21 protein-coding genes are annotated in these 24,635 nt (G+C 39.0%); 16 read left to right on the top strand and 5 right to left on the bottom strand.

Translation table 11 applies throughout. From position 1 onward, the window contains the following. Position 1: 1 nt before the first annotated feature. Both hutI and hutG read left to right on the top strand, forming a co-directional pair. On the top strand, positions 2 to 1,288 hold the full coding sequence (gene hutI / locus ACIFOD_RS12110) for an imidazolonepropionase (RefSeq protein WP_430314888.1): 1,287 nt from the start codon (positions 2 to 4) through the stop codon (positions 1,286 to 1,288). After that, on the top strand, positions 1,266 to 2,207 hold the full coding sequence (gene hutG, locus ACIFOD_RS12105; RefSeq protein WP_430314887.1) for a formimidoylglutamase: 942 nt from the start codon (positions 1,266 to 1,268) through the stop codon (positions 2,205 to 2,207). Before hutI ends, hutG begins: the two co-directional genes overlap by 23 nt. Before the next feature lie 116 nt (positions 2,208 to 2,323). Here hutG and ACIFOD_RS12100 read toward each other — a convergent pair whose 3' ends face one another. From ACIFOD_RS12100 to ACIFOD_RS12085, 4 genes are all read right to left on the bottom strand, one after another. Next, positions 2,324 to 2,836: a DUF6843 domain-containing protein gene (locus tag ACIFOD_RS12100; protein WP_430314886.1), complete on the bottom strand. Its 513-nt coding sequence runs from the start codon at positions 2,834 to 2,836 to the stop codon at positions 2,324 to 2,326. A 311-nt stretch (positions 2,837 to 3,147) separates the two neighbouring features. Beyond that, positions 3,148 to 3,288 carry a hypothetical protein gene (locus ACIFOD_RS12095; protein ID WP_430314885.1) on the bottom strand — a complete coding sequence of 47 codons (141 nt, stop codon included), beginning with the start codon at positions 3,286 to 3,288 and terminating at the stop codon, positions 3,148 to 3,150. A gap of 48 nt (positions 3,289 to 3,336) precedes the next feature. Further along, complete coding sequence (locus tag ACIFOD_RS12090; protein ID WP_430314884.1) at positions 3,337 to 3,663, bottom strand: hypothetical protein; 327 nt, start codon at positions 3,661 to 3,663, stop codon at positions 3,337 to 3,339. Between the two features lie 211 nt (positions 3,664 to 3,874). Next, positions 3,875 to 4,006, bottom strand: coding sequence for a hypothetical protein (locus tag ACIFOD_RS12085; protein ID WP_430314883.1), 132 nt, complete (start codon positions 4,004 to 4,006; stop codon positions 3,875 to 3,877). A 198-nt stretch (positions 4,007 to 4,204) separates the two neighbouring features. On the opposite strand from ACIFOD_RS12085, the gene ACIFOD_RS12080 reads away from it, so the two are divergent. Beyond that, the gene (locus ACIFOD_RS12080) at positions 4,205 to 5,086 is read left to right on the top strand and encodes a helix-turn-helix domain-containing protein (protein ID WP_430314882.1); all 882 of its coding nucleotides are present in this window, start codon (positions 4,205 to 4,207) and stop codon (positions 5,084 to 5,086) included. Positions 5,087 to 5,517: 431 nt separating this feature from the next. On the opposite strand, the gene ACIFOD_RS12075 is transcribed toward ACIFOD_RS12080, so the two are convergent. Then, complete coding sequence (locus tag ACIFOD_RS12075) at positions 5,518 to 6,564, bottom strand: LysM peptidoglycan-binding domain-containing protein (RefSeq protein WP_430314881.1); 1,047 nt, start codon at positions 6,562 to 6,564, stop codon at positions 5,518 to 5,520. A gap of 369 nt (positions 6,565 to 6,933) precedes the next feature. Between ACIFOD_RS12075 and ACIFOD_RS12070 the strand changes: the two genes are divergently transcribed. From ACIFOD_RS12070 to ACIFOD_RS12010, 13 genes are all read left to right on the top strand, one after another. Beyond that, positions 6,934 to 7,890 carry an NAD-dependent epimerase/dehydratase family protein gene (locus ACIFOD_RS12070; RefSeq protein ID WP_430314880.1) on the top strand — a complete coding sequence of 319 codons (957 nt, stop codon included), beginning with the start codon at positions 6,934 to 6,936 and terminating at the stop codon, positions 7,888 to 7,890. A gap of 382 nt (positions 7,891 to 8,272) precedes the next feature. Next, positions 8,273 to 8,602, top strand: coding sequence for a hypothetical protein (locus tag ACIFOD_RS12065; RefSeq protein WP_430314879.1), 330 nt, complete (start codon positions 8,273 to 8,275; stop codon positions 8,600 to 8,602). A 15-nt stretch (positions 8,603 to 8,617) separates the two neighbouring features. Further along, positions 8,618 to 10,861, top strand: coding sequence for a SpoIID/LytB domain-containing protein (locus ACIFOD_RS12060; RefSeq protein WP_430314878.1), 2,244 nt, complete (start codon positions 8,618 to 8,620; stop codon positions 10,859 to 10,861). Positions 10,862 to 10,951: 90 nt separating this feature from the next. Next, positions 10,952 to 12,397, top strand: a complete 1,446-nt coding sequence (locus ACIFOD_RS12055) for a cell wall-binding repeat-containing protein (RefSeq protein ID WP_430314944.1) — start codon at positions 10,952 to 10,954, stop codon at positions 12,395 to 12,397. A gap of 86 nt (positions 12,398 to 12,483) precedes the next feature. Continuing rightward, positions 12,484 to 14,697, top strand: coding sequence for a N,N-dimethylformamidase beta subunit family domain-containing protein (locus ACIFOD_RS12050; protein WP_430314877.1), 2,214 nt, complete (start codon positions 12,484 to 12,486; stop codon positions 14,695 to 14,697). A gap of 202 nt (positions 14,698 to 14,899) precedes the next feature. Beyond that, positions 14,900 to 15,958 (top strand): glycosyltransferase family 4 protein, encoded by a 1,059-nt coding sequence (locus tag ACIFOD_RS12045; protein WP_430314876.1) that lies wholly within the window; start codon positions 14,900 to 14,902, stop codon positions 15,956 to 15,958. 52 nt (positions 15,959 to 16,010) lie between these two features. Beyond that, complete coding sequence (locus tag ACIFOD_RS12040; RefSeq protein ID WP_430314875.1) at positions 16,011 to 17,285, top strand: glycosyltransferase; 1,275 nt, start codon at positions 16,011 to 16,013, stop codon at positions 17,283 to 17,285. Continuing rightward, entirely contained in the window at positions 17,275 to 18,603 is a 1,329-nt protein-coding gene (locus ACIFOD_RS12035) for a flippase (RefSeq protein WP_430314874.1), read from the top strand. The genes ACIFOD_RS12040 and ACIFOD_RS12035 overlap by 11 nt, the downstream gene beginning before the upstream one ends. Before the next feature lie 96 nt (positions 18,604 to 18,699). Further along, positions 18,700 to 19,713, top strand: a complete 1,014-nt coding sequence (locus tag ACIFOD_RS12030) for a Gfo/Idh/MocA family protein (protein WP_430314873.1) — start codon at positions 18,700 to 18,702, stop codon at positions 19,711 to 19,713. Between the two features lie 15 nt (positions 19,714 to 19,728). Beyond that, the gene (locus tag ACIFOD_RS12025; RefSeq protein ID WP_430314872.1) at positions 19,729 to 21,060 is read left to right on the top strand and encodes a nucleotide sugar dehydrogenase; all 1,332 of its coding nucleotides are present in this window, start codon (positions 19,729 to 19,731) and stop codon (positions 21,058 to 21,060) included. A gap of 58 nt (positions 21,061 to 21,118) precedes the next feature. Then, positions 21,119 to 22,249 carry a glycosyltransferase family 4 protein gene (locus ACIFOD_RS12020; protein ID WP_430314871.1) on the top strand — a complete coding sequence of 377 codons (1,131 nt, stop codon included), beginning with the start codon at positions 21,119 to 21,121 and terminating at the stop codon, positions 22,247 to 22,249. A gap of 22 nt (positions 22,250 to 22,271) precedes the next feature. Next, the gene (locus ACIFOD_RS12015) at positions 22,272 to 23,519 is read left to right on the top strand and encodes a glycosyltransferase family 4 protein (RefSeq protein WP_430314870.1); all 1,248 of its coding nucleotides are present in this window, start codon (positions 22,272 to 22,274) and stop codon (positions 23,517 to 23,519) included. Beyond that, a complete protein-coding gene (locus ACIFOD_RS12010; protein WP_430314869.1) occupies positions 23,516 to 24,631 on the top strand; it encodes a DegT/DnrJ/EryC1/StrS family aminotransferase in 1,116 nt (371 codons plus the stop codon). The genes ACIFOD_RS12015 and ACIFOD_RS12010 overlap by 4 nt, the downstream gene beginning before the upstream one ends. Positions 24,632 to 24,635 lie beyond the last annotated feature (4 nt).

Genomic DNA, 24,635 nt, shown 5'->3' with positions numbered 1-24,635 from the left:
TATGACCGCAGAAAAACATTTCGACACCATCATCGACAACATCGGACAGCTCCTGACGCTGGATCATGGGGACGGACCTCTTAAAGGGGAGGAAATGAGTAAACTCGAGGTTTCAGAGCATGCTGCCCTGGCCATCAGGGACGGACTTGTCGCATGGATCGGAACCCATGAAGAAGCACAATCCCTCAAAGCAACGGAACGAATCGACGCAGAAGGAAAGCTCGTCACGCCAGGTCTAGTAGACCCGCATACACATTTAGTCTTCGGCGGCTCACGTGAACACGAAATGGCCCTCAAACAGCAGGGGATGCCATACTTAGAGATACTGAAGCGCGGGGGAGGCATCCTATCAACCGTAGGTGCCACCCGCGAAGCATCAGAAGAAGAGCTGCTCACTAAAGCGCGCTTCCACTTAAACAGAATGATTTCATACGGAGTCACAACTGTCGAAGCGAAAAGCGGCTACGGTCTTGACCGACAAACCGAACTAAAGCAGCTGAGAGTAGCCAAACAACTGAACGAATCACACCCGGCAGACATCGTTTCCACATTCCTTGGAGCACATGCGATCCCACCGGAATTCAAAGGTCGCCCCGATGAATTTTTAGAAGAAATGCTCGAGCTACTGAACGACATCGAAAAAGGACAGCTGGCTGAATTTGTCGATATCTTCTGCGAAACAGGAGTATTCACCGTCGAACAATCCCGCCAGTTCCTAACTAAAGCAAAAGAAAAAGGCTTCTCGGTAAAAATACACGCCGACGAAATCGATCCACTCGGCGGAACGGAAATGGCAACGGAAATCGGAGCAACGAGCGGTGACCACCTAGTAGGCGCATCCGAAAAAGGAATCCAGGCACTGGGCGAGACGGACACCATCGCGGTCCTGCTGCCAGGCACATCTTTCTACCTGAACAAAGGCAAATTCGCCAACGCAAGAGGCATGATGGAAGCGGGTGCAGCAGTCGCTCTGTCAACAGACTTCAACCCGGGCAGCTCACCAACAGAGAATCTGCAGTTCATTATGAATCTAGCATCCCTGCAGCTGAAAATGACGCCGGAAGAAATCTGGAACGCAGTAACCGTCAACGCAGCACATGCCATTAACAGGGGAGACTCAGCAGGAAAGCTTGCAACAGGTAGAAAAGCTGACATCGTCCTATGGGATGTACCAAACTATCATTACGTACCGTATCACTACGGGGTGAACCACACCCACACCGTCATGAAAAACGGCCGGATCATCTACCGCAAGGAGAAGCTCCATGAGCACATTTCGGCACATTAAGCAGGCGGGGAAAGCTCAGTTCAAAGACCGCTATACAACCAAAGCAGCAGAGCTACTGACACCATGGGAAGAAGGAAAGAAAGGGGACATCGCCATCATCGGCGCTCCCCTTTCCAAACCTTCCATTTCCCACTCGGGAGCAAACTTCGCACCCGATGCGATCAGACGATGCCTGAACTCGTTTACGACGTACAACATCGAAAGTGGGACGGACCTCGCCGAAGACAAGAAAACCATCATCGACTTCGGCGATATCACCATGCACCCAACATCAATAGAAGACTGCCATCAACGAATCTATGAATCTGTCAAAGATGCAACCAACACAAACGCAGCACCCTTCACCATCATCCTTGGAGGCGACCATTCCATCACCACATCAGCGGTGAAAGCTATCAAGGAGACGAAAGGGACAGTCGGGATCATCCAATTCGATGCTCACCATGACCTGCGGAACACGGAAGACGGGGGACCAACGAACGGAACACCTTTTAGAAGGTTAATAGAAGAGGGGCACCTCAAAGGTGAGCATCTGATTCAAATCGGCATCCGTAATTACGCCAATGCCAAAGCCTATCATGACTATGCCATCGAACAGGGTGTCACTGTCTATACGATGAAGGACGTCAGACATCAACCAATCGCAGAACTCATCCAAGACGCCCTAACCCAATTAGAATCTCAAGTCGACACCGTCTACCTCTCCGTAGACATGGACGTCCTCGACCAGGCATACGCCCCAGGCTGCCCGGCGATTGGTCCCGGTGGGATGCATCCAGATACTCTAACAAACGCCATCCAAGCCGCCCTGCAGCACCCTAAAGTCACCACCATGGACATCGTGGAAATCGATCCAACCCTCGACATCAGGGATATGACGAGCAGAATAGCAAGTCTGCTCATCATAAATTCACTTTAACAATAAAGGTCCGTCCCTCACCGCTTTAAAGCATTGAGGGACGGACCTTCAAATATATCAGACCTTCAAACGAACTGGTCATCAACTCAAAATCACCTAATCAACTGCCCATCACTCTAATCAGCATATTGATTAATCCATTTGCTTTGTGCTTCGTTTTTTTGAATTGTGTAGCTCTCGTTACCATGCAGAAAGAAATCCTCTCCACATTCACTGTTCGTTACTTGAAAGTATACGTATGTAATTTCTTTTCCGCTTGCTCCGGTCGAACCACCATGATCACCCATTCCATGAATACAGTAATCATCAATTCTTGTACGTTCGCCTTCAGCGTCGACATAATAATACTGATTGTTCACTTCATATGTAGGTGCTTCGGGCGTATAGGTTTCCTCTCTGGACGTCAAGGCGTACCCATAGGTGGCATAATCGGTCTGGTGTAGGGCTTCAATTTCGGTTTTATGTATTGGAATTACGGAGAATTCCCCTTCTTTCTTCAAACCAGGAGCATCAGGTATGTTAAAAAACACAGTAACGGATCCTTCATATCCCTCAGGAATTAAATAAATATGATTGGTTTTCCCTTGAGATGAACATCCTCCAACCAACAATAAAAAGATTAAAACCATACTAAAGTATCTCAAAAATAATGCCTCACTTTCGTTAAGTTCACAATTCCATTATAAGACAGACATCCAAAAGAAAAACAGGTACTTTCCAATAAGAAGAGAATAGTATTCATATGAAACAACCATTTGAAAGCAAATGGGGGATATATTTATGTTATTTCTACATTGCTTATTTGGCCTCGATCATCTTCGAGGTTTTTGCAACTATAACAGTCGACAAAATCCGGTACTCCACCATGAAAAGGAAGATCCCTTTTGAGCTCAGCCTTCTTTAAGGTGGGTGGTTTTGAGATTGTGCGCAGGAATCATTCTCAGCTTACCTTGTCCACTGAAAGGTCTGATATTCTTACAAATACCTTTTTCATCATAAGCTTAATAAAGATGTCTGTAATCACTACTTCGGAAGACGTACGTCCTTCATTAAAGAGGAATAAGAAGAATCCTCTAAACAAAAAACTCTCCTTCAAGCGCAGTAGCGCCTGATGAAGAGTTTTTCAAATCTATACGTGATAAATGTTCTCTCGCTTTATGTCATATCCAGAATGGACTTCGGTCATGCCGATCACTTTCAGGAAATGTTGAAGCTTATTCATACACAAGTCTTCCATTTCATTAATCACTTCCATTCGATCGATCACCGCACACTTTTCAACCTTAGTAGCGGTTACACCCCGGGACTTACGATACGATACGTTGTTGTTCATGGCATACGTGGATACCATGGCTTCCCCGACCTTACAATCACCTTTTGAAAATTCGAAATGAAACTGGATCGACATATCCATATCCGAGTATAGAGGATTTACTTTCATGCTTATGCTTTTCATCATGAAGCCCCCTTTCTTATTGTACTTTTATCCTATCATGTCTTAAAAAACAGTGTATTTTGGCTTATTATTGATTTAAAGCTAAAAGGCGGAGAATTAGTAGGTAAAACGATTTCTTTTCTTCTGTTTCATAATTCTAGGCATATTCCTATAAGAATAATCCTCTCAATGAAAAAAGCTTCCCGACTGCAGGAAGCTTATAATTTGATGATTAATATACGGTTGTTGGAAGTTCAGTTTTTTGGATTTTTACACTTGCAGTTTCAGCATGGTCATTAGCAAGTCCTGCAACACCAAGAAGAAGAACTGAAGCGGTTAAAATTGTAAGAAAACGTCTTTTCATAGGACTTTCCTCCCTTTCTTGTTCAAGTGAATGTTCGATAAAATGAAAGATATATTTGTTATAATAATTAAAACACATATTCAAAATTTGTACATTCGGGTTATGGTGCCAAATTACCTAATTTACAAGACTAATAATAGCGGTTTCATTCAATTTCTTCAAAAAATATAACTCTAGGCATATTTAGGGGTGGGTTTTATGGATTTTAATGCAGTTGGAAAAAAAATAAAAGAGCTGAGAAAAACCAGTGGTCTTTCTCAGGAAGAACTTGCACATGGAATATGTACTCAAGCGCAAATCAGTAAAATTGAAAAAGGTGATGTATTTCCCTATGCTTCTACATTGTATCAAATTTCGCAGAAGCTGGGTGTAGATGTTAACTACTTTTTTGATATCGGGACAACACCACGGTTGGATTATGTTCAGGAAGTATTCCAACAGCTACAGATACTACGAAGAAGTGTGAAATATGAAGAAATGATGGATATCGTAAGAGCTGAATTGGATAATCCATTATTTCTGCAGAATAACAAAAATCTACAGTTGCTACTATGGCATAAAGGGATCTATTTATATGAAGTTAAGAAAGATCTAAGTAAATCAGTTGATACTCTCAAAGAAGCGATCAACCTGACCCACAATAAGGGGAAAATTTTGTTGGAGAGAGAATTGGAAATCCTCTTGGCACTGGGAGCCATTTATTTTAAGGAAGACCTTGACAAGGCGCTTGAGGTATTTGAGGAAGTCAAGGATCATCTTCAGCTTCTTCCCCACTTGAATGACTATACAATAAAAACTCGACTATATTATCATCTAGCGCGCGTGTTAACACGTCTTAACAGACTGGAAGAATCAAATAAATACTGTGAAGATGCTATAAAATGGTGCCTTCATAAAGATAGTGTATTCATTTTAGGTGAATTGCACTATCAAATTGGATATAATATGGAGTTGATGAATAAACCTAAAGACGCCGTCAGGTATATGAAGAAGGCTATCGTCGTTTTTGACCTTCAACAGGATACCAAGCACATACAATTTATTGAAAACAGAATTAAAGAATTAAGTACGCTGATTTAATAAGGGGCTGTCCAAAAAGTCAGTAGTTACTGACTTTTTGACTACCCTTTTTTCATTTCTTGTAGACAACTCCACTGTGGTGAGAGCATTATATACTTTTAATAGACCACATCCTAAATCCGCATCGTACCTTGGTACCATTTCTCAAATCCGATAGTCAGGATCGCCTTACCTTTTCCCTGAAATGTCCACCGTTGTTCAATAGAATAGTAATATCAATTTGTATTAATTGGAATATATTTCATGTAGTGAGAAGTGAAAACTGTTCTACAAAATACTAAGATGGTATATTTGGGGAATTGGAGAGAAGAGAGATCTTTTTTATATTAAAAAACCGGGGTGCAAGATTACGCCCCCGGTTCACACTGCCAAGTAGTACGTTTCTATTAATATGTTAGAAACATAATACTTGGTAGTGGTTTTATCACTTTTTACAAATCATAAAAACGTTTAAATCCATCAAATTTAGATTTCCAGTAAGAATTATCTAAACTGGTAATCTCGACACCATTATCCCCGGCATGAATGAATTTATTGTCCCCTACATAAATACCCAGGTGGGAAATGCCCTTTTTATATGTATTTTCGAAAAAGACCAGGTCTCCAACGGAAGGCTTGTTTACATAGTAAGAGCGACTATAATAACCTTCACTAGAAGTACGCGTTACGTTTACTCCACTCTTATTAAAGGCGTAGTATATAAAACCGCTGCAGTCAAACCCCGATGTAGTAGATCCACCCCAAACATAAGGCTTACCAAGTTGTGCTTTAGCTTGAGAAATAAGAACGTCTGTGTTAAAAGAAGTAATGGTATCTTCCTTTGGTGTTGATTCAGTTGGCGGTGATGGTTGAGAATTTCCTACTTTTAAGGTCTGCCCAACATAAATTAGATCACTAGATAGTCTGTTTAAACTCTTAATTTCTTGAACAGATAGGTTGAGCCTAAGGCTAATATGGTAAAGTGTGTCTCCTGACTGTACCTTATATGTATTCGAACTAACATCTTTTGATGGAGAAGGAGGCGCAGGTTTGCTCCCACTGTCAATTGTTTGTTCACTTGATGAAGATTTAGAAACGACGAGTGACTGTCCAGGATAAATCAAATGGCTATTAATGTTATTCCATTTTTGTAATTCTGCCAGAGTAATAGAATGTCTGTATGCAATGGCGCTAAGAGTATCTCCTGACTTGACAATGTATTTTTGAGTAGATACTGAAGTATTAGGTGGTTGGTTTGTAGATGGGGTGGCAGGTTTCTCAAGTGTGACCGTATCTACTTTTAGTAATTGATTCGGATAGATTAAGTCCGATTTTAATTTGTTCATTTCTTTAAGGGCGGTAATGGAAGTTTCATATTTACGGGCAATTGACCATAGAGAATCACCAGACTCCACTTTATGGGTGTTCGCGGAAGCAGATGCAACAAACGCAGTCGACAGGACAGCGGTGGCAGCGACAGAAACTAGTGTTTTTTTCACTTGTATTTCTCCTTTTTTGTCAGATGTTAGTTATATCGGTATATAATATTGACATTTTATCACATAATAACAAAATAGAGACATTTTTCTTGTATTTATTACAAAATATTAAATTTTTAACAGAATCTTTGATTATTGGTATATCAATTTGAATTGGTGTAAAATCAAAGTGAACTGGACTCCTTTTTTATACGGGTCTTTTTAAAATAGATAGTAGTATCAAATAGGTCTTGTGAAATCAAACCACAATGGCATCTAGGATTACATTCGTTAAACTAATGTTGAAGCTACACTTAATTTCATTTTCCTTTTAGAATACGATAAAATTGGACGCGTAATCTCTTTACTAATGTTTAAAGGAGTTTTTGTATGAGCTATAATCTCGTAACAGGTGGGGCAGGATTTATTGGCTCTCACCTGGTAGAAGAACTATTGAATTTAAATAAAAAAGTAGTAATAGTCGATAACCTTTCAATGGGGAAGGAAGAAAATATCCCCAATAATGATAATTTAACATTTATAAAAGGAGATATCTCAGACTCCGATTTCGTCAATGATATTTTTAAAAAGTATGAGTTCGAGAAGATATTCCATTTGGGAGCTATCGCGAGTGTTGCAGCTTCAGTAGAAACACCTTTAGAAACTCATAGAACTAACCTGGAAGCAACACTATACTTATTAGAGGAAGCCAAGAAACAGGGTATCTTAAATAGATTTGTTTTTGCCTCTTCCGCTGCTGTATTTGGGGATGAACCAACTTTACCTAAAACTGAGAATTCAGAGATCAGACCATTATCTCCGTATGCGATTGATAAATATGCATCTGAACAATATGTGTTGACGTATAATAAATTGTACGATCTGCCTACAACTGCAGTAAGGTTCTTTAATGTCTTCGGAGCCAGACAAAATCCATCATCACCATACTCTGGTGTAGTTTCAATTCTAACTGAGAAATTTTTGAAACTTGAAACAGAGAATCGAGTTGAATTTACTTTATACGGGGATGGAGAACAAACCCGGGATTTCGTCTATGTTAAGGACATAGTGAATGCTCTGATTTTAGTGAGCGAAAATCCACAAGCAGTCGGGGAAGTATTTAATGCGGGAACAGGAAACTCCGTAAGTTTGAATGAATTGATTGCACTTTACGAAGAGCTAACCGGTCTAAAGCTTACTATTAAACGAGAAGATGAAAGAGCAGGAGATATTAAATATTCTTACTCTGACATCACTAAAATAGAGGGAATCGGCTATAAACCTTTCTATAATATGAAGACAGGGTTATTAGAATATTGGAATGAAGAAAAGAAATATAATGGGTGAAATTTTTGGGGAAGAATATAAGGGATGCCTTAAACATAACTTATTACAATACTCAGGTTTCCCTATATATTGATATTGAGAAAGAGAAAAAAGACCATTAACAGCATAGCAGAAACACTATTAAAGCCCCGGATTTAGGTGAAAACTTAATATCTGAGGCTTTTTTATTGTTGAATCTCTCACTTCATTTAGTGGGAAAGATTATATCCACATAACATTAGTGTGTGGCTATTAAATGATTTAGAAAATGTACGACTTCCCCACATTTGGAGCAAAAGGACTCTTTTTCTATAAATTTCTATTTTCTATTTACAATTTTTCTAGGCTTATATAGTATTTAAATTGATAAGTATGTAATCAGAATTTAATGGAGTGGTAAAAAATGAAAAAAAGTTTTGGGATTGCGTTATTGTCTGGTTTTCTTTTATTGAGCGGTTGTGGAACGCAAGAAGGCAAAGAGGAAAAAAATAACACTTCAGGAAATGGTGAATCTGTCGATACAAATAATGTAAATACAGAAACAGTAACTTTCAATGGATTAGCAGACGCTCATACAATGGAAGTGAAAAGTGGAAGTGAAGTGATGTCGATTCAGTTTCCTCCAGAAATGTTAGAAGAAATCGAAGCACTGGAGGAGGGCAAAGAAGTTCAAATAGAGTACAAGCAAAATGAAAATGATCAGCTTGAATTAGTGGATATCACAAAAAAATAATTGGAGGTCTATTTTTTGAGTTATATTAAAAAAACATTAGTGTCTGTTGTAAGTGCCGGAATGATTTTGGCTTATACCCCTGTAACTGAAGCTGATGCAGCTTCTATATCTGTGAAACTCAAAAACTATATTGGAAATAAAACAAACCTTACTATTAATAGTGAAGGCGTTTATAAATTAGAGAATAATAATAATAGGTTTTCCGGTACTGACCGCTATGAGGTTGCAGAGAATGTTGCAAGTAACGGATGGAACTCAGCCGAGACGATATTCGTAGTGAATTCAATGGCCTTTGCAGACGCATTGTCAGCCTCCCCCCTTGCATATAAGTATGATGCTCCTATTCTATTAACAAGAAAAGACAGTATTCCAGACTCAACACTAAATAAAATTAAAGCGTTGAATCCGAGTAAGATTGTCATAGTGGGTGGAACAGGAAGTGTAAATCAAACTGTAGAAACTAAATTAAAATCGATTACTGGTGACGTCTCACGTATTGACGGAAAAGACCGTTTTGAAGTGGCGAAGAAAATAGCACAGAACCTCGGTACTTCAGATAAAGCAGTTGTGACAAATGGATTAATCTTCTCAGACGCTCTTGCCATCGCTCCATATGCAGCGAAAAATGGTATTCCAATTATTTTATCCAAGAAAGATGATCTTCCAAGTGCCTCTCTTGAAGCAGTCCAAGGCAAGTCTGATGTACTGGTAGTCGGAGGAACGGGAAGTGTCAGCAATTCCGTTTACAATCAAGCCAAGGCGACTGATAGGATCGCTGGTAATGATCGATACGAAGTCTCTTCTAATATCATTAAAGAACTTAACATTGATTCAAGTATGGCATACATATCAAATGGATTGACATTTGCAGATGCGTTGACGGGTTCTGTATTAGCAGCTAAAAACGGAGCCCCGCTGTTATTAACAAGAGCAGATAAGCTGCCTGATAGCATTCAATCTACTATTAATGAAGAAAACTTTAATGTATTCAACATTTTAGGAGGTCCTGCATCGGTTAAAGAGAGTGTGGTTGAGCAGCTTCCTAACGAGTTTAAGCTTAAAGAAGGTACCGATTATGTAGTGAAAAATGAATCTGGAAGATTAGCTATCTATGAAGGATCTTCTAAGATTGCGGATTTTGGAACGTCCAGTTTTATATTAAAGCCTGAAGTTTATTCTAAATCTAATATATTAACAATCATTGGGGATTCAGAGAGAGAATATTTAGGCAGAATGCAATTCAGCTCAGAATCTAATGCATATGTTAGACCTACTAACCTGAACATTCCTTTTGAAGACTATCTAAAGAGTGTTGTGCCCAAAGAGTCACCTGCCTATTATCATATGGAAGCATTAAAAGCTCAAGCGGTTGCTGCCCGTACTTATGCATATAATGAAATAGGGAAAACAATCCTGGATGATCAAAGTTATCAAGTTTATGGTGGTTTTGACTGGAATATTAAAACCTCTCAAGCTGTCACTGACACGAGTGGACAAGTATTACGCCACAATGGCAAATTAATAACTGCATGGTTTTCATCCAGTAACGGTGGTTTCACAGCTACTAATGCAGATGAATGGGGCTCGGAGAAGCTTAAATATCTGGAAAATAAACCTGACTCATTTGACACTTACACCTGGGAACTTAAAGTACCAAAAACGGTAATCAGTGACGAAACAATCACGAATACCTCAAATGAAGAAACGCCATACAGCAATGTCACTCTGGAAGCGGCATTGAAAAACCCAGGCTGGTGGTGGGACGCTGTAAATGAAGATAAAACAGTCTACTTAGACGGCAACCAGAAAACATCACCGCTAATTGATAACGTGAAAAATCACCTGTCGAAAAGCTTCCTAAACAAAGAAATAAAAATCAAGTCCATATCAAGCTTTGTCCTCGATCCTGAAAAAAATGCTGCTAAAAGAAGTCTGGAAGGATCCCTGAGAGTTAAGTTTTACCTGAAAGAAAAAGGGACGAAAAATTATTCCATGGATTCTGAAGGCAAGCTGAAAGAATTCGAGGAAACAATCGAAAAATCTGCAACAGACTTAAGATATCTGTTCGGAACGCTTTACTATAGAAGCACTTACACTCCATCTGTAGAGAACAATAGTGATAGCTTCACGATAAACGGTAAGGGGTTTGGCCACGGAGTCGGAATGAGTCAGCAAGGTGCCAATAACAGAGCGAATGACGGGCAAACATATAAAGAAATTTTAGATTTCTACTATCCTAATACCACATTAGGAAAATAACAAACTAGAATATTGTACAAATAGGAGGAAATAATGAAAAAAGTTTTAATTTCACTGGTTGTTGTTTTCGTCTTCTTTGGATTGGCACAAGTGGCCGGTGCGTCGGGTGAATATGAGAGGTTGTCAGGTGAAGATCGGTTCGAGGTTGCTGCAAATGTTGCGGAAGATGGTTGGCCAAATGGAGCCAATGTAGTTTTTCTATCTAACTACAACGCATTCGCAGATGCTTTGGCGGCAACACCTTTAGCTTATAAAATGAACGCGCCGATCTTATTGACGCGTCCTGCAAGTTTAGGAGATACAACAAAGAATAAACTTCGGGAACTTTCTCCATCAAAGGTCGTTATTATAGGTGGAACAGCAAGTGTCTCTAATAACGTCGTAAATGAAGTGAGAAGTCTGGGAATTTCAATGGTTGAGCGTATAAGCGGGAATGACCGATTTGAAGTATCGGCTGCAATAGCCAAGAGAATGCCAAGCTCTTCTAAAGCAGTCGTGGCAAATGGGTTGACCTTTCCGGATGCACTGGCTATTGCACCTTATGCTTCCAGAAACGGCATGCCGATACTTTTGACTCGTGATAATGAACTACCGGCCCCAACCATTTCAAGTTTACAAACGAGACACCCGAGTCAAATAATTGTAATGGGTGGAACAGCGAGTGTAAGCAATGGTGTCTATGCAGATTTACTACGCTATGGCCCCATTAGAATTGGCGGGGGGGATCGTTTTGAAGTTGCTGCCAATATCATTAAGCAATTAAACTTACCGACATCAACTGGATTCCTAGCTACGGGACAAACCTTTGCAGATGCTTTAACTGGTTCAGTTTTAGCAGCAAAGAAAAATGCGCCGATTCTACTAACAAGAAACTCTTCATTGCCTGATGCGACAAAGGAAATTACAGGTCAAAAGGGAATGACTGACTTTGTTGTATTAGGAGGTACAGCGTCTGTCTCCAATAATGTTGTCAAGGCAGTAGCCGGACCATTAGCTGGAAAGTTAATCGTAGTTGACCCAGGGCATGGAGATCATGATCCAGGTGCCTCGGATAATGCTGTTATTGAAAAAGAAGTAAATCTGGATGTTTCCACTAGATTGAAAAGCAAGCTTGATGCAAATGGTGCATATACAATCATGACTCGTGAATCTGATACGTACCCAACTCTCTCAGAGAGAGCGGAATTTGCAAATAAGCAGGGGGCGGATGCATTTATCAGTGTCCACACCAATGCTTTTCCAGATAATCCAGATGTAAGTGGGACCGAAACCTATTGGGATGATACTTATTCTGCTGCCGAAAGCAAGGAATTGGCTACTTATATTAACAAAGAACTAGTAGATAAGTTAGATACGAGGGATAGAGGAGTTAAAAATGTTGGCTTTAAGGTAATTAGAGAATCCACTATGCCGAGTGTTCTAGTTGAGCTGGCGTTTTTAACAAATGAAGAAGATGCAGCGAAGTTGAGAAGTGATTATTATAGAGAACAAGCTGCCAATGGAATCACAAATGGAGTACTTACTTTTTTTAGATAATGAAGGTAAGGAATGATATAGGGAAGGCACCTGGAATATGCTTATTCCAGGTGCCTTTTGTATAAATTATAAGGGGATAGACATTAATGAAAAAATTCACTGTATTCTTTTTTGGTATCGCTGTGTGGCTGGGCTTTTTAGTTGGAGTGGTTGAAGCTGAAACAATAAATGAAAGAATTGACGGTCGAGACCGGTTTGAAGTAGCGGTGAATATTTCGAAAAAGCACTGGAAAAATGGTGCTGACACAGTTATCCTGGCCAATCACTTAGCGTATGCAGATGCACTTTCTGCTTCTCCATATGCTTACCATAAAGATGCTCCGATTTTACTCACAAGAAATGATCGTTTAACAAGTGAGACGCTAGAGGAATTAAAGCGGTTAAACCCTCAGGAAATAATATTAATCGGAGGGGAAGGAAGTATTAATGCAAGTGTTACCACACAAATCAATCAGTCTAACATCCCTATGCTGCATTCTGTTTCGCGGATTCCTGGCGAAGATCGATTTGAGGTTTCGGAAAATATCGCCAGGGAACTTTCTCCTTCCTCTCACGTGATCCTGGCCAATGGTCTGGTTTTTGCGGATGCATTATCAATTGCTCCATACGCTTCTATGAATAATATTCCAATTTTATTAACAAGGTCGAACAGTATCCCTTCTTCTACATTAAGAGTGATAAGGGATAGGGAAATAACCAAAGTCACAATCGTAGGTGGTACAGCAAGTGTAAGTGAAGAAGTAGAACGATTATTGCCTGTTAAAAAAAGGATCGGAGGAAAAGACCGGTATGAGGTATCTGCTAATATCGCTAAGGAATTTTTCCCTGAAACAAGACAATCCTTTCTGGCAACAGGACTTACTTTTGCGGATGCATTAACTGGATCAACGATAGCTGCAAAAGCAAATGGTCCTGTTTTACTTACAAGACCAACGTATACACCTGATCTTATACATGCGTATTTGATCAGCCGGCAGCCTGAGAAAATCACCATATTTGGTGGTACTGGGTCTGTAAACGAGGATGTAATTTATAAGTTGGGAAATTGGAAAATTGATAAGAAATCTTCTTCCATACAGGGGTATGCAGATAAGCCATCATATCAACCCGGAGACAATGTTAATTTGTATATTTCCAGCCAATATGGATACGGTGCAGAAATCTATAGAATGGGCTACTATAGTGGGGAAGGTGCAAAGCTGAAGGAAACCCTAGGCTATATATCTCCTTATAAACAGTCTAATAACAATCGTAATCCTGAGAACTTAGGCGCTAATTGGGTAAAGAGTGTTAACTTTCCCATTCCTGAAGATTGGGAAAGTGGGATGTACTTAATCAAGCTTGTAGATAGTAGATTAAATGCTTCCTATATCCCTATTGTAGTGAATTCGAATGTGAAGAATGAAATCGGAATTGTAATCGCAACAAACACATACCAGGCCTATAACAATTGGGGCGGGAAAAGTTTTTACGGATACAACAGTTCAAATAAAGAACCTTCCATTAAATTATCATATCATCGCCCGTATCAAGAGGGGAATGGAGCGGGTCAATTCTTTCATTATGAATACAACCTAGTCAGGTGGCTTGAAAAGAAAGGATATAAATTAAATTACTATTCAAATGTTGATATAGCCAGAGGTAAACTAGAAATGGACAACCCCAAACTTCTTATCATTCCGGGGCACGATGAATACTGGACGAAAGAAACCAGGGACAGTATAGAACAATTAAGCAAAAGTAATATGAATCTTGCAAACTTCAATGCTAATGTTGGGTATTGGCAAGTTCGATTTGAAGAGGATGCCTCTACCATTGTCAGCTATAAAGCAAAAGCTAGTCAGGATCCATACCAAAAGATACTACCAAGCAAAGTAACCACTCAATTCAGAAACCCACCAGTTAACAGGCCGGAAAATGAGCTGTTTGGAAGTATGTATAGGGGGATTCCTGATAAACCCTATCCGATGGTGATTACCAATTCATCTCATTGGATTTATCAAGGGACAGGACTCAAAGATGGGGATAAAATATCTGGTGTCATTGGCGGTGAAATCGACCGTTACGATGGGGAAATACCAGGAGTGAAATTGATTGCTCGATCTCCGGTAAACGTATATGGAAAGAATAGTGTTGCTGATGTTGTTTGGTGGGAAAAACCTTATGGTACCAAGGTATTTTCTGTTGGAACATTTTATTGGAATTGGTTTCTTGATCCCTATGGACATACCAATGCAGCTGCCTATAATCGGAAAATTGAAATTATGACAGAAAATGCATTAAATGAACTATTGAAGTAGAACTGAATCTATTATATGGTTTTTTAAGAACGATTAATCCTAGTCAATATTACCACTAATAATCTCAAGATTAGGTTAGAAAATAATCCAAGTAGGGTATAAGTGTAATGAAATATAATTGTAAAAAAATTTTCATTCCTTAGAATGTTTTTTGTGTTAAACTGATTGAGGACTAAATATAGAAATAAAAGGAGTAAATATAATGGACACCATGTTGGTAATGTCGGTACTTTTATCTTTTGTCTCCGTCCTTATTGTCACTCCATGGGTTATAAAATTTGCAAAACTCATTGGCGTAGTTGACCAACCGAATCAACGCAAGGTTCATACGAAGGAAATGCCCCGAATGGGTGGCCTGGCAATTTTCATCGGGGTTCTCGTAGGATACTTTGCATCCGGTTTATATAAAGAACCTATCGCTTCAATTACAGTAGGAGCATTAATCATCTTAGTGATCGGATTACTGGATGATAAATTTGCTTTATCTGCCAAGGTAAAGCTATTAGGTCAAATCATTGCTGCTATTGTAGTGGTATATTCTGGTCTGACGATAGAATTTTTATACATCCCGTTTTTCGACAGGATTGATATTGGCTTTTTAGCTATTCCGGTAACTCTGATTTGGGTGATCGGGATCACTAACGCAATCAATTTGATTGATGGCTTAGACGGCTTGGCGGCTGGAATTTCTTCAATTAGTTTGGCAACCATAGCTTTTATGGCATTCATTAATGGAAAAGCGTTAATCTTAACACTAGCTTTAATTGTGCTTGCCAGCGCAATTGGATTTTTATTCTATAATTTCCACCCGGCCAAGATTTTCATGGGGGACACCGGTTCTCTTTTTCTTGGTTACATGATTGCTGTATTGTCTTTATTAGGATTATATAAGAGCGTGACCCTTTTCAGTTTTGTCGTTCCCATCCTGATACTGGGAGTGCCATTATTTGATACAACCTTCGCTATTATTCGAAGGGTTGTGAATAAGAAACCAATTTCTGCTCCCGATAAATCACATCTGCACCACCGTTTAATCAGTTTAGGGTTTTCACACCGTGAAACAGTTTTAATTATATATGCACTTGGATTGTGTTTTAGTATTAGTGCTATCATTTTCACAAAAGCTACTTTATGGGGATCTGTATTATTACTGGCTACATTACTGATTGCCATTCAAACCATTGCAGAGGTTATCGGTCTGGTAAATGAAAAACACAAACCTTTCTTAAGGTTTTATAAGAAAATCTTAGGCCGTCTATAAGCTGTGGGATCATTCCTGCAGCTTTTTATCATATTTCTAAGGAGATTTAACAATGAAACAAGATCAAACACTTATTCTTCTCACAAGTAGATTTCCTTATTCACCTGGAGAAGAATTTATTTATAATGAATTACTGATTCTCTCACAGAAATTCCAAAATATAATCCTCGTTCCAACGAATCAGGAGTGCTGGAATAGGGTCAAGGCGCATAATAGGGAACTACCTGATAATGTAAAAGTCCATACCATTAAGAGCAAGGAAAAAAACCCTAAGCTAAGGAAAATAAAAAGCATTCTATCCGGTGTTACAAATCCTACCGTGAAATCATGGTACAAAAGAGATGTACACAATGCAAAAAAATTCGGCTTGAAAGGAAAGTTTAAACTTTATAAGTGGCTTGTTGACGCTTATCAAATACGCAAGAAAGTTGAAGGCATTGAAGGCAGTGAGAGAGAAAAGGTTGTGTATTATTCTTATTGGTTAACACCTGCCGCCGCTGCGTTGGCTATGTTGAAAGAGGATAAACCTATTAAAGCTGTTTCAAGAGTTCATGGTGGGGATTTGTATTGGGAACGCCATCCTATGCCTTATTTACCTGTTCAGTACCAAGTAATTCAATCATTGGATAAAATCCACAGTATTTCTGAGAATGGAAAACAATACTTACTCAATAATTTTCCAGGACTGGATGAAAAAATAGAGGTTAGTCGCTTAGGTACAAAGGGAATAGAACTCTCGTACAGGGAACCTGATATCCCTTCAAAAGACCCCTTAAAAATAGTATCGGTTTCTTACATGAAGAATGTAAAAAGAGTCCACCTTATAGCAGAAGCAATTAAAAAAGCACAAGTCCCGGTTCACTGGATCCATATAGGGGATGGACCTGAAAGAGAGAAAGTCCAGAATATCATAAATCAGTTCCCTGAGACGAGTAAAGGGGAGTTACTCGGTAGTCTTGATAATGAAGAGGTTATTGAAACTTTAAGAAGTCAACGGTTTGATTTATTCATAAACGTGAGTGAAAGCGAAGGGATCCCTGTCACTATCATGGAAGCTTTCAGTGCAAGGATTCCTGTCGTCGCCACAGATGTGGGGGGGACATCAGAATTAGTGAATGGTTCAAATGGATGGTTGCTGGATAAGGATTTCGAACCGGGTGAAATTTCAAATATATTGAATGAAACCTTTGCTGAACCAGAACTCATCTCACAAAAAAGAGACCAAGCTTACCGAACATGGAGAGAACAGTATTCTTGTGAAAAAAATTATTCCGAGTTTGCAGAGAAATTGTTATCATTAGGAGATTTAAAACATCATGGAAACTAAAAGCTCTTTTTTCTCAAACAGTTTAATCACACTAACCAGACAATTGGCAAGCATTGTCATAGGGATCACTCTCATATCTGTCCTGGGCAGGACGTTAGGTAAAGAAGGTTTTGGTGAATATACCTTAATCACGTACGTCCCATTAATGATCATGACATTCCTTAACTTAGGTTTGAATTCTTCAACCATCTATTTCGTCAGTAGGGAAAAATACTCACTTAAGGAAATATTCAATACGAATGTTCTGATGGCTATCCTATTATCTGTGCTAGGAATCGTCATCGGAACGATTGTCATGTTCATGTTTAAAGAATCGAAATTCGATGAATTAAATCTATCTATTTTATTTGCAAGTTTATTTGCACTGCCTTTTATGCTGGGGATGATTTTTTTACAGACCATTTTCCAAGGTCAACAAAAATTCAGGACATTTAACACCGCACTGTTAATTCAACAATTGGGAACGGTTGTTTCGGTTCTTGTACTTGTACTCTTATTGGATTTAGGGCTTGAAGCAGCTGTTTTCTCTTTTGGAATCGGATACTTTTGCAGTGTGACATATTGTTTAATCATTTTATTGACAGTCGAAAAATTAAAGCTCAGCTTTCGCAGTTTTTCAAAAACATACTTGAAGGAATCTGTTTCATACGGTATTAAGGCTCACATTAGTAATGTCATGACTTTTTTAAACTACCGTTTAGATATCTTCTTTCTAGGATTTTTCTTAGGAAAAGGGTCGGTCGGGATATATTCCGCTGCGGTAAATATTGGAGAAAGACTTTCCATTTTTTCGCAGTCTATTTCGAGTGTCCTGCTTCCGAGAATTTCATCTTCAAAAGAAACATTGGATCGAAACAGGATAACGGCACTCGTGACAAGGATTATGACACTTTTTATGATTTTATTAGGGTGCGCCGTATTCGTTTTATCTGATTTTATCTTTGATGTGATTTTAAATAATGAATATGAGAGTAGTTCTCTTATGTTACAACTGCTAATTCCAGGTATAGTCGTTCTTGCAGTAGAGAAACTATTATCAAACGACCTGGCGGGAAGAGGGAAACCGGAATTAAATATGTATGTATCGATATTTAATGTGGTCTTGAATGTGATTTTAAATCTTATTCTTATTCCTTCCATCGGAATTAAGGGAGCGGCGATTGCTTCATCTATTACTTATATTTTAAGTTTCATGATAAAAGTGATAATATATTCTCGAGAAACGAAAGTGAAACCTCTTGAGTTATTGGTTCTCAAGAAGTCAGATGTTTTATTACTTAGTGGTACGGTTAAGAAATTAGCTAAGTCATTCATGTAACGAAATTGAAAAATATTTATAACCCAAATCACTATCATTTTGTGTATGATAGAGAGTGCGAACAAGAAAGAGTATAACGAGAAGGTGGTCAGTTCGATGATTAAGTTTGGAATTGTTGGTTGTGGACATATTGCAAAAAAACATATTACTGCCATTCAGGAAGCGAATGGAGCGTTTCTTGAAGCGGTTTGTGATACTCAGCCTGAACGGGTAAACGCGTTTGCGAGTGAATATAATGTTGAGGGATATACAAGTCTTGATGAAATGTTGAAAACCGATATAGATGTAGTGAATATTTGTACTCCTAGTGGTTTTCACGCTGATATAGCTGTACAAATTGCGAATGCAAAGAAACATGTCGTTGTGGAAAAGCCTATTGCATTAACTTTAGAAGATACAGACAAAATCATCCAGGCTTGTGAAGAAAATAACGTAAAGCTGGCAGTAGTTCACCCAAATCGATTCCGTCCGGCATTTGTAGCTTTAAAAGAGCTTGTTAATAGTGGTGTATTCGGAAAAATCAGTCATTCCAATGCGACTGTACGCTGGAATCGTAATCAGGAATATTATGACCAGGCACCATGGAGAGGCACAAAGGCTTTAGATGGCGGCGTTTTAATGAATCAGGCTGTTCATAATCTGGATCTCCTTATCTGGTTGATGGGAGACATCAAAGAAGTATATAGCATGGCGGCAACCAGACTTAGAGATATCGAGGCAGAAGATGTTTCTACGGGACTTGCCCGTTTTGAAAATGGTTCATTAGGTGTGATTGAAGCAGCCACTACGATTTATCCAAAGAACTATGAAGAATCCATAAGTATTTTCGGTGAAAAAGGAACGGTTAAAATAAGTGGTGCCAATGCCATTCATATAGAACACCTTACGATTGAGGGAATGGATGAAGCAGAGACAGAACAATTAATCGAGAAAATCAAAAGTGATCCTTGGGGTAAGCCGGGACATCAATGCATCATAGAAGATATGGTACAGGCAGTCAAAGAAGATCGCCAACCTATCGTCACTGGATTAGATGGTAGAAAAGCATTGGAACTGGTCTTATCTTTATATGATTCAGCAGAACAAAATAAACCAATTATTCTTAGCTAAGGAAGGGATTAAATAATGGATACAACATTATCAACACAAGCTCAGACCCTATTTAATAAAATTGCAAATAAAGAAGCGACGATCGGAGTAGTCGGATTAGGCTATGTAGGATTACCTCTTGCTGTAGAAAAAGCGAAAGCAGGCTACAAAGTAATTGGATTCGATGTTCAACAAAAACGTGTGGACATGGTGAATGATGGTATCAATTACATTGGAGATGTAGTTGATGAAGAGCTGGCTGAAATTATTCGTGATAAGAAATTATTGGCTACTACTGACTATTCATTAATTAAAGAAGTAGACGCTGTGGCAATTTGTGTTCCGACACCACTTGACATGTATCAACAGCCGGATACATCTTATGTTGAAAGCTCAGGTAAAGAAATTGCGAGATTTATGCAGGCGGGCATGCTGATTGTTCTTGAGAGTACAACATATCCAGGAACAACAGAAGAAATCCTTAAACCGATTTTAGAAGAAACAGGAATGAAAACAGGGGAAGATTTCTTCCTGGCTTATTCACCTGAACGTGTAGATCCGGGTAACAAAGATTTCAATACGAAGAATACACCTAAAGTAGTTGGAGGTATTACTCCTAACTGTACAAAAGTAGCTGCAGAACTATATAAGAATGTTCTTGAAGGGGATGTACATGAAGTTTCCTCGCCGGCAGTCGCAGAAATGGAAAAGATTTTAGAAAATACTTTCCGTCACATTAATATAGCTCTTGCAAACGAAATGGCAGTGCTATGCAATCGTATGGGTATCGATGTGTGGGAAGTGATTGATGCTGCTGCGACAAAACCTTATGGCTTCATGCCTTTCTACCCTGGTCCAGGATTAGGCGGTCACTGTATTCCGATTGACCCATTCTACTTAACATGGAAGGCCAGAGAATATAAATACCATACAAAGCTGATTGAACTGGCCGGTGAAATTAACAATGCCATGCCTGAGTATGTTGTGAGCCGCACTATGCAAATCTTAAATAAAAATCAAAAGTCCTTAAACGGAGCAAAAGTACTTGTATTAGGTGTCGCTTATAAGAAAGACATCGATGACGTCCGTGAATCTCCTGCTCTGGATATTCTAAGTGAAATGAGTAATGAAGGTGCTGATTTCACAGTGGTAGATCCTCATGTTAAGCAATTCAGACTTAACAACCAGATCGTTGAGCCAGTCAACTTAACTGAAGAAGCACTTGAAAATGCAGATCTTGTCCTTATTACAACTGATCACAGCAGTTTTGATTACAAGATGATTGCTGAAAAGGCTCCTGTCATATTCGATACACGTAATGCAATGAAAAACTACCGTGACGAAATCAAAAACTATTATCGCCTATAAAATTACAGTAAAAAGAGTCCATCTTATTTAGGACTCTTTTTACCAGTATTATGAAAGAGTGATACACTTGAAAGTTTGTCATTTAACTTCTGTTCATCCAACTGAAGATATTAGAATTTTTGTAAAAGAATGCTCGTACCTAAGTGAAGCTGGTTTTGATGTCAGCTTGATTGTGGGCAATAGCGACTCATATAGAAAGAATGGTGTGAACATTGTCGGTGCTCCTGTCGAGTCGACCAACCGGTACCTGAGAATGATCAATGGTCCTCGCAGTGTATATAAAAAAGCCTTAGAGCTGGACGCCGACGTCTACCACTTCCATGATCCGGAGCTGTTACCAATTGGACTGCTCCTGAAATCAAAAGGGAAAAAGGTAATCTATGATGTCCATGAAGATGTTCCTCAACAAGTTTTGTCCAAGCAATGGATACCCAAGCCATTAAGGAAGATCGTTTCCAGGGTAGTCGAGGGACTGGAACGTTATGCTTCAAAAAGATTCGATGCAGTAGTAACAGCTACTCCGACCATCAATGAAAGATTTGTTACATATCAGCAAAACTCTGTTATCATTCATAATTTCCCGATTATGAACGAATTAATAGGAGATAATTCCGCTGATTCCAAAAAGGACCTGAATAGCAATAAAATTGTCTATATTGGGGGAATAACAAGACTCCGCGGCATTGAAGAGATGGTCCTTTCCATGGATGAACTGAATAAAGGTTCCAACAACCCCATTACTCTACATATAGCCGGAGCGTTTGCGCCACCATCGTTACAGAATGAAATGGAAAAGCTGGAAGGGTGGAGGTACGTAAACTTTGAGGGGTATTTAAATAGACAAGAGGTTTCAACATTACTTAATACTTCTTATACAGGTTTGGTGATTCTACATCCGGAGCCCAGATATGTTGTTTCATATCCCATCAAACTGTTTGAATATATGTCAGCAGGTATCCCGGTCATTGCAAGTGATTTTCCGTTGTGGAGAGGGATTGTAGAGGAAGCAGAATGTGGAATATGTGTCGATCCACTAGATCCATCCGCCATTGCCGATGCAGTAAAATACCTGGTTGATCATCCTGAGGAAGCCAGGGAAATGGGTGAAAATGGTCGGAAAGCGATCATGAATAAATACAATTGGGAACAAGAAAGTATTCGTTTAGTTGAGCTATATAACAACTTATAATGGCTTTGAAGGGTGAAATTTTTTGAAAATATGGATGCTGAATGCCGTAGCATTAAAACCAAATGAAACAGGGATAACACGTCATTATGACTTATCAAAACACATGGTGGACAAAGGCCACGAGGTAACGATTTTTGCGAGCAGTTTTATAGTATACCTCTTTAAATGGCGTGATAATAAGAAAAAGAATTACTCAGAGAACGTAAATGGTGTATTATTTGAATGGGTTTGGACGCTTCCCTACAAAGGTAATGGACCTAAGCGATTACTAAATATGATGAGTTATATGCTTACAGCAGTTGCAAGAGGTTTAAAGAAAAAGGATAAGCCGGATGTCATCGTGGGATCCTCTGTTCATCTCTTTGCCTGTTTAGCGGCATATGTATTAAGTAAGGTTAAAGGTGCTACCTTTATTGTTGAAATCCGTGATTTGTGGCCGAAAACACTAATTGATTTCGGGGCCATATCGAAGAATCATCCATTAGCTTTATTATTCGGATGGATTGAAAAGTTCGTGTATAAGAAATCAAAGAAAATTATCGTCACACTGCCCGGGGCTTACAAATATATTACGACCCTTGGAATCCCTGAAGATAAAATTGTTTACATCCCAAATGGGATCGAAATGGATAAAATTCATGAATTAGAAAATAAAGCTTCTCTCGAGCCTACTTTGCAAACCATACGAGAACAATACCCTAAAATTGCCATGTATTTAGGGTCACATGGTGTAGCAAATTCCCTGGAGACAATCGTCAATGCAGCGAATCGATTATCCAGGGAGGATACGGCATTTGTATTTGTTGGAGAGGGACCGGAGAAAAAGAACCTGAAAGTCAAAGCAGAAGAGCTTGGCTTGAAAAACGTCTTTTTCCTTGATGGCATCCCAAAAAGAGAAGTACTATCTACATTGAATCTTGCTGATGTTTTAATGGTCTCAATGTTAGATACAAACTTATATCAATATGGAATAAGTTTAAATAAATTAAATGATTATTTATTATCAGGTAAACCCATCATCTTTTCAGGCAGAGTATTTAACGATATAGTAGCCGATGCTCAAGCTGGAATAACGGTCACTCCAGAATCTCCTGAAGAATTTGCAAAAGGGATGGAGTATTTATTAAACTTAACAAGTGAAGAGAAAGAAAAGATAAGAACCAATGGATATCGTTACTTGGACGAGCATCATAATATTGAGAAATTATCGAGTCAATTTCTGTCCGTTTGTAAGAACAATCATTTCGAAAACAAGGAGAATGCCCAATGAAGGTACCTATGTTAGATTTAACAGAACAATATCAAAATTTAAAAGAAGAAATCCATGTGGCCATGGAAGACGTTATGTCTAAAGCCCATTTTATCCTTGGGCAAAATGTGAAAGATTTAGAAGCTTCTGTTGCAGAATATAGCAGTGCTAAACACGGTATTGGTGTTGCAAATGGATCGGATGCTTTAAACATATCCATTTTAGGCCTGAATATCGGACCTGGAGATGAAGTGATTTGCCCATCCTTTACCTTCTTTGCTACTGCAGGGGCAGTGGCAAGAGCAGGAGCTACACCGGTATTTGTAGATATTGATCCTAAAACATTCAATATCGATCCTGAGAAGATTGAAGCGGCGATCACATCAAAGACAAAAGCGATTATTCCGGTTCACCTGTACGGACAAATGGCTGATATGGATAAAATAAAGGAAATTGCGGATAAACATAACCTTGCAATCATTGAAGATGCAGCCCAATCAATCGGCTCTCTCTATAAAGGGAAAAAAGTAGGAGAACTTGGAACGACAGCTTGTTACAGCTTCTTCCCTACTAAAAACCTGGGAGCATACGGGGATGCAGGAATGATTATCACAAGTGATGATGAAGTGGGCGAGCGCATGCGTGTCATTCGTGTCCACGGCAGCAAACCTAAATACTATCACCATGTATTAGGCTATAACAGTCGCCTGGATGAATTACAGGCAGCAATACTAAATGTGAAATTCAAGCATTTGGATGATTGGAGTAATCAACGTCGTGAAAACGCCTATTACTACAATGAATTACTTCATAAAGAACTGGGCGATAAGATCGTAACACCATATGAAGAAGAATTTAATCACCATGTGTACCATCAATATACAATCAGAGTACCAAAACGTGATGAACTTCAAGCATACCTTAAAGAGCAGGGTGTAGCGACGATGATTTATTATCCACAACCATTGCACATGCAGCCTGTATTTAAAGAGTTGGGCTTTAATGAAGGAGATCTACCTGAAACGGAAAAGGCGGCTAAAGAAGCCATTTCCTTACCGATGTTCCCGGAATTGAAAAGAGAACAACAAGAATATGTTGTTTCTAAAATTAAAGAGTTCTACAACAAAGCTTAAAGGG

The sequence above is a fragment of the Rossellomorea sp. NRS-1567 genome, assembly GCF_050467885.1.
In the GTDB taxonomy this organism is placed as follows: domain Bacteria; phylum Bacillota; class Bacilli; order Bacillales; family Bacillaceae_B; genus Rossellomorea; species Rossellomorea aquimaris_C.
This window is presented reverse-complemented; position numbering and strand designations above follow the sequence as displayed.